9 protein-coding genes are annotated in these 12,173 nt (G+C 48.3%); 8 read left to right on the top strand and 1 reads right to left on the bottom strand.

Going from position 1 to position 12,173, the window contains the following annotated elements; genetic code table 11:
• The first annotated feature begins 118 nt into the window (after positions 1 to 118).
• From DFP94_RS11800 to glf, 6 genes are all read left to right on the top strand, one after another.
• The gene (locus DFP94_RS11800; RefSeq protein WP_114496669.1) at positions 119 to 829 is read left to right on the top strand and encodes a LytR/AlgR family response regulator transcription factor; all 711 of its coding nucleotides are present in this window, start codon (positions 119 to 121) and stop codon (positions 827 to 829) included.
• Between the two features lie 194 nt (positions 830 to 1,023).
• Positions 1,024 to 2,139, top strand: a complete 1,116-nt coding sequence (locus tag DFP94_RS11795) for an ATP-binding protein (RefSeq protein ID WP_245954747.1) — start codon at positions 1,024 to 1,026, stop codon at positions 2,137 to 2,139.
• A 245-nt stretch (positions 2,140 to 2,384) separates the two neighbouring features.
• Positions 2,385 to 4,835 carry a beta-glucosidase family protein gene (locus DFP94_RS11790; protein WP_114496667.1) on the top strand — a complete coding sequence of 817 codons (2,451 nt, stop codon included), beginning with the start codon at positions 2,385 to 2,387 and terminating at the stop codon, positions 4,833 to 4,835.
• The gene (locus tag DFP94_RS11785) at positions 4,835 to 5,440 is read left to right on the top strand and encodes a hypothetical protein (RefSeq protein WP_114496666.1); all 606 of its coding nucleotides are present in this window, start codon (positions 4,835 to 4,837) and stop codon (positions 5,438 to 5,440) included. Before DFP94_RS11790 ends, DFP94_RS11785 begins: the two co-directional genes overlap by 1 nt.
• A 319-nt stretch (positions 5,441 to 5,759) precedes the next feature.
• Positions 5,760 to 6,776: a glycosyltransferase family 2 protein gene (locus DFP94_RS11780; protein WP_114496665.1), complete on the top strand. Its 1,017-nt coding sequence runs from the start codon at positions 5,760 to 5,762 to the stop codon at positions 6,774 to 6,776.
• Positions 6,777 to 6,791: 15 nt separating this feature from the next.
• Positions 6,792 to 7,904, top strand: a complete 1,113-nt coding sequence (gene glf, locus DFP94_RS11775; protein ID WP_114496664.1) for a UDP-galactopyranose mutase — start codon at positions 6,792 to 6,794, stop codon at positions 7,902 to 7,904.
• Between the two features lie 77 nt (positions 7,905 to 7,981).
• Here the strand turns inward: glf and DFP94_RS11770 are convergent, their stop codons facing one another.
• Positions 7,982 to 10,117 carry a glycoside hydrolase family 52 protein gene (locus tag DFP94_RS11770; protein WP_114496663.1) on the bottom strand — a complete coding sequence of 712 codons (2,136 nt, stop codon included), beginning with the start codon at positions 10,115 to 10,117 and terminating at the stop codon, positions 7,982 to 7,984.
• A gap of 142 nt (positions 10,118 to 10,259) precedes the next feature.
• On the opposite strand from DFP94_RS11770, the gene DFP94_RS11765 reads away from it, so the two are divergent.
• Both DFP94_RS11765 and DFP94_RS11760 read left to right on the top strand, forming a co-directional pair.
• The gene (locus DFP94_RS11765; protein ID WP_181873110.1) at positions 10,260 to 11,165 is read left to right on the top strand and encodes an AraC family transcriptional regulator; all 906 of its coding nucleotides are present in this window, start codon (positions 10,260 to 10,262) and stop codon (positions 11,163 to 11,165) included.
• 61 nt (positions 11,166 to 11,226) lie between these two features.
• On the top strand, positions 11,227 to 12,138 hold the full coding sequence (locus tag DFP94_RS11760; RefSeq protein WP_181873109.1) for an SGNH/GDSL hydrolase family protein: 912 nt from the start codon (positions 11,227 to 11,229) through the stop codon (positions 12,136 to 12,138).
• Positions 12,139 to 12,173: the final 35 nt, after the last annotated feature.

Here is a 12,173-nt window from a genome sequence, read left to right as displayed (position 1 = left end):
CGTAGTGATATCATCACAGAATACAACCACGGTAAAACCCCTGATTATGGTAAGATGGGATTGCTATTGCTATAATCAGGGTGTTTTGTTCCCTTATAAAGGGCAAAGGGGGATATGTATGATCCGAATCGCCATTGTTGAGGATGAAGCTCATTATAAAGAGCAACTCACGAAGTTCCTAACTCGATTCGAGCAAGAGATAGGCGAATATTTTGAATTAGCAACCTATGCAGATGGAGACGATTTTGTCGAGGATTTCAAGGCGCAATTCGATATCATCTTAATGGATGTGCAAATGAGCTTTATGGATGGGATGTCGGCTGCGGAGGAGGTTCGGAAAATGGACTCCGAGGTCGTCATTATCTTCATTACGAATATGGCGCAGTATGCGATTAAAGGCTATGCCGTCGATGCGTTGGATTACGTCTTAAAGCCGATTTCCTACTTTCAGTTCTCTCAGCGTTTGAATCGGGCGATCGAGCGCATGAAGAGGCGGGAGGAGCATTATATTACGATCAAAGTCAAGGGTGGGGTAAAGCGTTTCCGAATCTCGGATATTTATTACATCGAAAGTCAGGGGCATAAGCTGTTTTTTGTGACGAAAACCGGAGAAATGGAAACCACCGGAACCATGAAGGAACTGGAGGAGCAGCTTGCAGGGTATCCCTTCTTCCGTGGGAATAAGGGATACTTTATTAACCTGGAGCATGTTGAGGGGATGAACGACATTTTTGCCGTTGTAAAAGGCAAACAGCTCCTTATCAGTCGTCCAAAACGTAAAGCCTTTATGGAGGCTCTATCCAACTATTGGGGAGAAGTGATCAAGTGAATACCGCCCTTTCGGAAATTCCCCGCTTATATACCGCATTCGCAGAATGGCTTGCTTGTATCGTATATATTTTGCCTTTGAAAAAGCAAATAAGAGTCAGAGGGCTACTCTTATTTTCAGGCACCTTTCTCTTGGTACAATCGTTGTTTTTATTATTTACAAAAAAGTTGCCCCTCTTTTTCTGGATTCCTTGCATGATTGCCGCAATTGGCATGATGTTCATTTTCATTTATGCCAGTTGCAATATCAGTAGGGAGGAAGCGGGTTATTTTAGCGTTAGGGCATTTGTCGCGGCTGAATTTGTAGCTTCGTTCGAGTGGCAGGTACATGTATTTATCCGACATGACGGAGATGCTTCGGTCTGGCTGGAAACACTGCTCTTACCTTTTACCTATGGAGTTGCTTTTTTTATCATTTGGCTGCTGGAGAAGCAGCATATTCCTGAAGACGGCAGGCTGAATATCAGGCCGCGCGAGCTATGGTCAACGGTTTCTATTGGAGCTGCCGTATTCGGCATTAGTAACTTAAGCTTCGTTAATATGCAAACTCCGTTCAGTGGGCAGTATGCGCAGGAAATATTGAATATTCGAACGCTTGTTGATCTTGGCGGCTTCGCGATCCTATACGCTTACCACATTCAGCGTAACGAGCTGCGTACCCGTCATGAGCTAAAGGCGGTACAAAATATTCTTCACCAGCAATACACGCAGTATCAGCAATCCAAAGAAACGATTGAGCTAATTAACATTAAATATCATGATTTGAAGAATCAAATTATTGCGGTGCGTGCGGAAGAAGACGATGAGAAACGCAATGCCTATTTGAAGAAAATGGAGGATGAAATCAAGCTATTCGAGGCACAGAATAAAACCGGCAATCATGTGTTGGATACCCTGCTAGCCAGCAAGAATATGTATTGCTTAAAGTACGGTATTACGCTCACTTGCGTTGCGGACGGAAGCTTGCTCAATGAAATTGATGTAATTGATATCTGTACAATTTTCGGCAATGCCATGGATAATGCGATTGAATATGAGAAGCGAATCGAGGAAGCAGAAAAGCGCTTGATCCATGTATCGGTATTTGCTCAGAAAGGGTTTACTATGATTCGCTTTGAAAATTATTTCGAAGGCGTGCTGGAATTGGATGGAGATTTGCCCGTAACAACAAAGGCGGATTCCTTTAATCATGGATATGGGCTGAAAAGCATTCGCTACTCCGTAGAAAAATACGGCGGCGGCGTCAGTATCGGGCAGCAGGAGAACTGGTTCGAACTGAAAATATTGATTCCAGCGAGGCATAATAGCTAACGTATAGACAGCAGATCAATATGGATCTGCTGCTTTTTTTGCTTGATGCGATACAGTTCATGCAAGTAAGAATACAGTTTGTGCGTTTTTGCTGAGCGAAAAAAAAAGCATGCTAGAATGATGGAAAAGAAAGCGAAGGGGGCAATTACGAGACAACAGCTTCAAGTGTAGGAAGTCTGATGAACCGTCAGAGATAAAATGAATGCGCTTCATATCAAAACCAAGGAGTAAAGTGGAGATCAAATATGAAATATAGAGACCTAATCAACAAAATGACATTGGAAGAGAAAGCATCTTTAATGTCAGGCAAGGATTTCTGGCAAACTCAGAATATCGAACGGTTAGGAATTCCAAGCATGTTCCTCGCCGATGGGCCGCACGGCATTCGCAAGCAAGCTGAAGCAGCCGATCATCTTGGATTAAACCCGAGTATTCCTGCTACTTGCTTTCCAACGGCTGCAACCGTGGCTAACAGCTGGAATGTCGAGCTGGGTGAGCAGATCGGGCACCATCTGGGTCAGGAAGCGGCAGCGCAAAAGGTTCATGTCCTGCTCGGGCCAGGCATCAATATGAAGCGTGACCCGTTATGCGGCAGAAACTTTGAATATTTCAGCGAGGATCCTTATCTCGCGGGAAAAATGGCCGCTGGTTATATCCGGGGGATTCAGGAGCATGGCGTATCTGCATGTGTCAAGCATTTTGCCGTCAACAACCAGGAAGAGCGCCGGATGTCCATTGACACAATTGTCGATGAACGGACGCTGCGGGAAATGTATTTGACAGCGTTTGAAATCGCCATTACTGAGGGCAAGCCGCAGACTGTAATGTCCTCCTACAACAAGCTGAACGGTACGTATACTAATGAAAATCTACATTTGATGCAGGACATTCTGCGTAAGGAATGGGAATTCGATGGGGTCGTCGTGACAGATTGGGGAGGCAGCAACGATCGTATTGCCGGCTTAATCGCGGGAAATGAGCTTGAAATGCCGACAACTGCAGGTGAGACCAATGCTGAAATCGTTCAGGCAGTGAAGAGCGGCAAGCTGGATGAGGAAGTGCTTAATCAGTGCGTGGACCGCTTGTTGCAGCTTGTCTTTACCACGGAAAAGGCATTAGCGGACAATGGCAAGGGCAAGGGCAAGGGCAAGACAGAGCTTCCGATCGAACAGCATCATAGCGCAGCTCAGGTGGCTGCGGAAGAGTCGATAGTGCTCTTGAAAAATGAAGGCGGTATTCTTCCGCTCCCATCCGCAAGGAAGGTTGCTGTTATCGGGGACTTTGCGAAGGAAGCCCGTTATCAAGGGGCAGGGTCGTCGGTTGTTAATCCGACCAAGCTGGATCAAACCTTACAATTGCTGGAGCATTTTGGAATCGACAGCATCGGCTATGAGCCGGGCTTCGAGCGCTATGGCAAGCGAAATCGTAGCAAGCTATCCCGGGCATGTGCACTGGCCAAGCAGGCAGATATCGTATTGCTCTATATCGGGTTAGACGAGGTGACAGAGGCAGAGGGTCTGGATCGGCCGAGCATGCGTCTTCCTGACAATCAGGTAGCCTTGCTTGCGGCACTTCACGAAGTCAATCCGAATATCGTTGCGGTACTATCCTGCGGGGCAGCCATTGAGATGCCTTGGATTCATCAAGTGAAGGGCCTGATACATGGCTACCTCAGTGGTCAAGCGGGCGCGAAGGCCATTCTGCGGGTACTGACAGGACAGGTTAACCCTTCCGGCAAGTTGGCAGAAACCTACCCGCTTCGTTACGAGGATACACCGGCAGCAAGCCATTTTCCTGGTAAAGAAGTTAGTGTGGAGTATCGGGAATCACTATTTTTCGGCTATCGGTACTATGACAAGGCCCGCGTTGATGTGTTATACCCGTTCGGCTATGGATTAAGCTACACCTCATTTGCTTATTCCGGCCTGTCCGTCGATTCCACGGGAGCAATGTTCACCATTACCAACAGCGGTTCCATGGACGGTATGGAGATTGCCCAGTTATATGTAGGCTGCGCTTCCGACAATATCTTCCGTCCCAACAAGGAATTGAAGGGATTTAAAAAGTTATTTCTGCGGGCTGGCGAGAGCAAAGAGGTTTATATTCCGTTCGATGATAAAGCCTTCCGCTACTTTAATATCAAGACGAATCGTTGGGAAGTGGAGGAAGCGGACTATGCCATCATGGTCGGGGCGTCCAGCATGGATATCCGATTAGAAGCAAATCTGCACGTTAACGGTAGCGGTGCGCTATTGCCGTATGAGCCGGCCAAGCTTCCGTCTTATTATTCCGGCAAGGCAAGCAACGTTCCGCAAGCCGAGTTTGAACACCTGCTGGGTTACCCGGCGCCGAATGCGACATGGGATCGCACACAACCGCTCGGATATAATGACACTATTGCACAATGTCAATACGCCAAAGGCTGGTTTGCCCGGTTTGCTTTTCATGCAATGACCTTTGCTCATTGGTTTTTGCAGAAAATTGGAAAGAGAAGCACAGCTAACCTGATTATGATGTCGGTTTATCATATGCCGTTTCGAGGAATTGCAAGAATGACGGGCGGTATAGTAAATATGCCTATGCTGGACGGAATGCTAATGATCGTTAACGGCAGCTTCTTCAAAGGGTTACGCCATCTGTTAAGGGAACGGAAAAAGCTGATGCAGACGGCAAGTCTAGACAAGGAGATTACTTAATGAAACAACAAACAAAAGGACTTATTGGCTTATGGAATAGCTATTCAAAGAAGCATCCGGGCATTGCTCAGTTTTTAATGTTCTTTCTGTTGAGCAATGGGGTTACGGTACTGCAAATCGTGGTCATGCCGATGTTTAAGTCAATGCTTGCGAAAACATCGTTAATTGATGCAAGTTTTCAAATTTTGCATCTGGGGAGTAATTTTGACGGTACCCCGTACTATGTATTTGACTACGCGGCAGGCGCATTGTCAGCCGGTGGAGGAGGCGGCCTTGCCTACTTTATCGCCGTGCAAGTCGCGATTGGGATCGCGCAAGTCATTAATTTCTTTCTGCAACGCAATATCACCTTCAAATCGAACAGTAATATTTGGCAGGCAGCCTTTTGGTACGTTATTGCGTATCTTATCATTTCAGTTGGAGCAGCTGCTGCACAGGGCTTATATAAAGCTCCGATTTACAATTTACTGATGAATACATGGGGAATGGGAAGTTCTGGAGAGACAACGGCGGATGTTATTACTATGATCATTAACAGCGCCATTTCCTTTTGGGTATTTTTCCCGATTTTCAAAGTAATTTTTAAACAGAAACCCGTTGAATAACTAATAGTTTGCTCGGGAATCGAAGAACGTATACGATAATATTAAAAGTAGGTAGGCATTCCATTAACCAGCCCTAAGTAAGAGTGGGGCTAGTTCTGAATTTCCTTATTCTACTAAAATGCTATCGTGTGGTATGCTGGAAAGTTTGCTTGAAATATAGTTGTTTAGTTAATCCAACTTTTAGCGGTACTCTTATTTTGGAGTGCCGCTAGTTTTAAGTTGTGTATGATTCCTTTTGCGAGAGAAAGTTACTAGAAATGCAGATTAATACTCATGTTGGATATTTGGAATTTCCATAATATATAAAGGTTGTGTGAACATGAAACTATTGTCAGTCGTCGTTCCTTGCTATAACTCACAAGATTATATGAGAAACTGTATAGAATCTTTACTTCCTGGCGGGGAAAGCGTAGAAATTCTGATAGTAAATGACGGTTCAAGCGACAATACCGGGGATATTGCAGATGAATACGCAGCAAAATACCCGAGCATGATCAAGACTATTCATCAAACCAATGGAGGACATGGTGAAGCAGTCAATACCGGTATTAGACATGCTAGTGGGCTATATTTTAAAGTGGTTGATAGTGATGACTGGGTAGACACCCCAGCATATCTAAAGGTACTAACTGCTTTGAAGCGGTTCGCTACAGAGGGAGAACTCATTGATCTGTTAATCAGTAATTTTGTATATGAAAAAGAAGGTAAGAAACACAAGAAAGTCATGAAATATGGAAATGTTTTGCCGGAAAACAAGAGTTTTACCTGGGACGAGATCGGGAGATTCCGTAAAGGTCAGTATTTAATGATGCACTCGCTCATGTATAGAACAGCACTCCTGCGGGAGTGTGGACTGGTATTGCCGAAGCATACGTTCTATGTCGATAATTTATACGTTACAATACCACTCCCCTATGTAAATAGAATCTTTTATCTTAATGTTGACTTTTATAGATACTTTATAGGACGTAGCGATCAATCTATAAATGAGAAGGTCATGATTAGCAGGATTGACCAACAATTAAAAGTAAACAAGCTAATGATTGAACTAATAGATTTAGACAGTATTCGAAGCAGCAAGTTGAGTCAATATTTATACCATCATCTGGAAATTGTCACCATGATCTCGACGATTCTACTGCTTCGTTCAGGCTCGAAAGAAAACTTACAGAAGAAGCGGGCATTTTGGCGCTTTATCATGGAATGTGATCTGGAGCTATACCGTCATTTGCGATATGGCATGATGGGGCGTCTGCTAAGCCTTCCAGGGCTTTTCGGGAGAAGCATCTCGGTAGGTGTGTACAAAATCACGCAAAAGGTCGTCGGCTTTAACTAATTTGGAGGCTAGCCCATGCAAAAAAAATACGATTTCCTTATTGTTGGAGCGGGACTATACGGAGCCGTATTCGCTCATGAAGCCAAGAAAGCGGGGAAGACCTGCTTCATCATTGATAAAAGGAAACATATCGGAGGCAATATCTACACGGAAAAGGTGGCGGATATACAAGTTCACCGGTATGGTGCCCATATTTTTCATACGAGCAACAAGGAAGTATGGCGGTATGTCAACCAGTTTGCGGAGTTTAACCGCTTCACGAACAGCCCGATGGCGAACTATAAGGGCGAGCTTTACAATTTGCCGTTTAATATGAATACCTTTAACAAGATGTGGGGAGTTATTACCCCGGAAGAAGCTATGCAGAAAATTCAGCAGCAGCGCAACGACAGCTATGTGGATTATCCCCGCAATTTAGAGGAGCAGGCCATTAATTTGGTTGGGCTGGATGTCTACGAAAAATTAATTCGCGGCTATACCGAAAAACAATGGGGACGTCCTTGTCATGAACTGCCTGCATTAATAATACGCAGATTGCCTGTGCGCTTTACGTATGATAACAACTATTTCAATGATCCGTATCAAGGCATTCCCATCGGCGGATATACAGCAATGGTTGAGAAAATGATTGAAGGCATTGAAGTGCAGCTGGAAACTGATTATCTGGCCGACAAAACCTATTGGGACAGTGTGGCGGAACATATTGTTTATACGGGGCCGGTTGATGCCTATTATAATTACAGGTTTGGTGTGTTGGCATACCGGAGCTTAACCTTTGATACGGAACTGCTGGATACGGACAACTATCAAGGCAATGCCGTTGTCAATTATACAGATTCAGAAACGCCTTATACGCGGATTATTGAACATAAGCATTTTGAATTCGGCACACAGCCGCAAACGATAATCACCCGGGAATATAGTGTGGAATGGAAGCTGGGCGATGAGCCCTATTACCCGATTAACGACGAGCAGAACAGCATGTTATATGCAAAATATAAACAGTTGGCTGATGTTGAGCCTTATGTCACATTTGGCGGACGTCTAGGAGAGTATAAGTACTATGACATGGATCAAGTCATCGCCGCAGCGCTTTGTAGAGTAGAAGAAGTTTTAAGGGAAACGTAATACCTAGGAGGACAAAAACATCAAAGGAGTTCCACAGAAGTGGACTCCTTTGATTTAAGTTTATAGGTTTTTTCAGTCTATCTTGCTTGTGCCCTCGGTTGTTCCTCCAGCCACAAGATGGAGGTGACTCCGCGAGGATAATACCGGCTTCCGCAGATGACGCCGGCGAGCATCTGGTCGCTCCAGCTCCAATAGGCGTTCGAATCGGATGTCAGCCATGCGGCATGCGCGGCATCGGCGGCAGCTCCTTGCTCGTCCCATGGAAGTCCCAGGATGTGACGAGCGATGAACTGGCACAGATAGATTTTGCTGAGCCAGGAGTTGTTGCTGGTCGAGGACAGCTTCCAGCCGCCGTCATCAAACAGGCAGGTGCCCGGGACGAGTACGGTGCGCAAATGAGTTTTCAGCGCCTGGATATAATTTCCGAATCGCCCGTTCTCGTCGAGCGCCTCCTGGCATCCCGTATACAGCGGGAAGACAAGGCCTTCAATTGCCGGAATGATTTTGGAATCATTATTCTCCTGGATGACGGCCGGGATGTACCCGCCCGGAAGCAGATGCCCGGTTATCGTACGGGCACAGCGTTCCGCTTGTACTCCGGCCAAGGCACCGTACTCCGGACGGCCGCTCGCCAGGAACAATTTCTCCATGGCGACATAAGCCGCCCAGCTTTTCCCCGCCAGATAAATATTGTTCCGCGCCTGGCCAAGCGAGACGTCCAGACTGTCATACGTGGTAATCTCCGCGCCGCCCATCGTTCTGGAGCTATCGAGGCCCATGATTCCCGTACGCTGCGCCGGGTCCGGATGATCCCGGTTGACCATGCTTTCCAGGCATTGTTCGAAGATGGCGAAATGGCTCTCCAGCCAGGTTTTGTCCCCGGTTTGTTCAACGTAGACCGAAGCGCATAATACCCAGTTGACAAGCTGCTCATGGGTCATGTGGGAGAAGCAATCTTCGATGGCATGCAATTCATAGGACGAATAACCCGGACGCGAAAAAGAATTGGCCACGCCCATATCATGCGTAAAGCTGATGCCACCGGGGTAGACCGTATCATCGCCCGGAAGGCGCACCGTGTCTTCATAGCTGTATCGTTTGACGAACAGGTCCAGCTCGTTTTTGACGGTCCACGGATTCATCTTCAATTCAAAGAACAGTTGGTCTACCGTCAGATCGAACGTATTGATCATGCGGTATTCGCCTTCATTCACGATCCACAGCGGTTCCCCCTGATGTTCGAGCAGCTCTGTGGAGCCGTAGTAGCTGCGGATGGCGTGCGCCAACATGAAACGCTGGTCATCGTTCAGATGCGAAGCCCCCGCAACCAGCTCATCGCTCCGGCGCGCCGCCTCCGCTTTCTCCTCAAAATGTTCCAGGGCATAGGCAGCCACTTCTTCAATATTGGAAAAATAGCGGGTGTAGTAATAGGAGGCATCCATTCCTGTGGTCACATACCCGGCTTTGTAGAAGCAAAGAGCAAAGCGGTACGTTGCTTTTTCGCCTGCCGGCGTATCCATCAGCAGGGCGCCTACCGGACCAAGTCCGAACCGCAAGTTTTCTTCGACCTTCGGCTCCAGGATGCCCTCCATCGTAAAGAAACCGGCGCTTTTGACCCGTTTGTCGTTCGTGGCGATCGCGGTATGGCGGCCTTGGCCGACGCCGGTGATGACGCCGTCCGTGTTATCTTCCAGCCGCCGGATGGCCGAATAAGGATCGCTGCCCTGGAAGCCGAAAAAGGCTTTCCGGGTAGCCGTGCCCCGGGTGTTGTCGACGATAATCTCCGCCAGTATCGCCGGTATCAGTGCGGAGCGAAGCTCGTCGGTTTCCGCGGAAACCAGGTCGGGAACGCTGCCGAACGGAGAATACAGGCGGAAGGTCAGATCCCCGGCTTGCCATTCGTCGGTACCTGCGCTGAAGCGACGTGAAATGAGGTCCCGGGGAAAAGAAAGAATCAGCGCATCTTTCTTTGTCTCCCCGGATTCATCCTGTTCGCTGGTATAGCGGTCCCGCTCATCCTGCCCTTCGCCGAAAAAAGGCAGGGCTTTGTACCGCTGCTCCCCGTCTTCCTGGAGCCCGATATATATATTCTGGTTCGGAGGGCTGCCGAGCTCCAGGTCGAATCCGCCGCTCTTGCCCGGATACCCTAGCGTGAAGCTGGCGAAAGCCCCCATCGGGGAGTGATGCGCGTTGAAGAAAATATTTTTACCCATCTTGAGTGCCTCCTGTTCTTTATGAAAGCGTTGTGATAACTTGATTATATCAAGGGGATTTATTTGGTCCTATGTCCAAAGCGATTATCAATTTATCCAAATCGTTCAGTTTGTGTAATCGACGGAAACAGGAGGAATGGGGATGAATATCTCCGAAGAGCATCATATTGCCGAATTTATGCTGCCGGATATGGATTCTACGTTTAAGGTTTTTGCGGCTCATTTGCGAACCGTAACACAGGATTGGTCATATCCGCGGCATACCCATCCGCTATTTGAAGTGAATCTGGTGCTGGCGGGCAGGCAGGAAATGCTCGTCAACGGGCAGCGATATGTGCAGAACCCGGGCGATCTCATGCTATTGCGGCCGGAAGACGTCCATGAAAGCCGTGCGGCGGGCTCCAGCCGGATGACTTATTATTGCCTGCATTTCAATGTGGATGACCGCGTGATGAGAGAACTGCTTTGCCGGGGAAGCGGGTATCATTATGAAGAAAATAGTCCGCTTGCCCGGACCATTAGGCCGAGCCTGGACAAATTAATTGCGCTTACTTCAGGGAAGGAAACGGAGAAACTGGCGAATAAAATGATGGCACTGTCGGCCGTGTTTGAATTGTTTGCGGGGCTGGGCGAAAAGCTTGCCGAGCAGGGCCGGGCCGAGAATTCCGGCAGTCGGATGACACGGGTTGCCGCCGAGATTGCAGCCAGGCTGGAGAAGTGCGTAGAAGCGCCGGTAGCAGAGGGCCTGGTCGAGGGGAAAGATTATCGGGATAACTCGCGGGAGACCGTGGTGGCCGTGATTCAGGGCTTGGGCTACAGCGCTTCTTCCTGCAACCGGATGTTTCACCGCGTTTACGGCATGTCCCCGCGGCAATATTTGTCGGCGCTAAAGCTGAAGAAGGCCAAGCTCCTGCTCATGGAGCCGTCGCTCTCCGTCGAGGAGGTCTCCGTGCGTATAGGCTACAAAGATATCGCGCACTTCAGCCGGCAGTTCAAACGGTGGACCGGGGAGCCGCCGGGCAAATTTCGGGCGAGATTTCATATATAACGGACGCCAGAAAATGAAGTTAAATAATAATAATATATTTTTATCGAAAGGCGATGACAGCATGAGCCATCGAACCGACGACCTACTGAAGGTTCCGGATAAGAAACGAATCCTATTTTTAGGCGACAGTATTACGGAGAACGGAGCCTATATCCGTTATCTTGACGCATTTTTTCTCCAACATTTTCCCAAGCGGCACCTGGAGCTAATCAATCTGGGCGTTGGGGGCGAGACGGCAGCCGGGACACATGAAAATAGCCATCCGTTCCCCCGTCCCTGCGTTCATGAGCGTTTGGAACGGGCACTCGCGGAGAGCAAACCGGATTGGGTGTTCCTCTGCTACGGAATGAACGACGGAATCTACCATCCGTTTTCGGAGGAACGGTTCACGCTTTTCCGGAATGGCATGATAAAGGCAACTGAGCAGGTACAGCGGACAGGTGCCAGAGTAATATTGATGACTCCGCCGCCGTATGACGTTCTGTCGATCAACGGAGAGGCCCAGCCTGACGGGATGCCGGACTATGCTTTTGAAACGCCGTACGAGGATTATAACGGTGTGCTTGGTAGATTTGCGGATTGGGTGAAAAGATACGGAGCGGAACAAGGTTATACCGTCGTCGATCTGCGGGAACCGCTGATGTCCTTTATCGCCATGCGGCGGGAAGCGGACCCGGCATACAAATACAATGACGGAGTCCATCCGGAAGATGACGGCCACTGGATTATGGCCAAAGCGATTCTTCGCGATGTGTTTCATATTGTGCTGGAGCGGACGCCGGAATGGGCCCGGAGCATGGATGGAGCATTTATCCGTGCCGTTAGCCGCCGACGGGATGTGCTGGACGCGGCCTGGCGCGAGCATGTGGGCCACAGCAGTCCGTACAAATTCGAAGCGCTGCCGCTGGAAGAAGCAAAGGACGCGGCGGAATCGATGCTGGCGGAAATTGCGGAGGCGGCGCAACGATCCTGAAACCGGGAGGGGACGCTCACCCTCACAGCCTTTCC

The sequence above is a fragment of the Fontibacillus phaseoli genome (assembly GCF_003337355.1).
Classification (GTDB): Bacteria; Bacillota; Bacilli; order Paenibacillales; family Paenibacillaceae; genus Fontibacillus; species Fontibacillus phaseoli.
The sequence above is the reverse complement of the archived record's forward strand: the minus strand, read 5'-3'. Positions and strand labels throughout refer to the sequence as shown.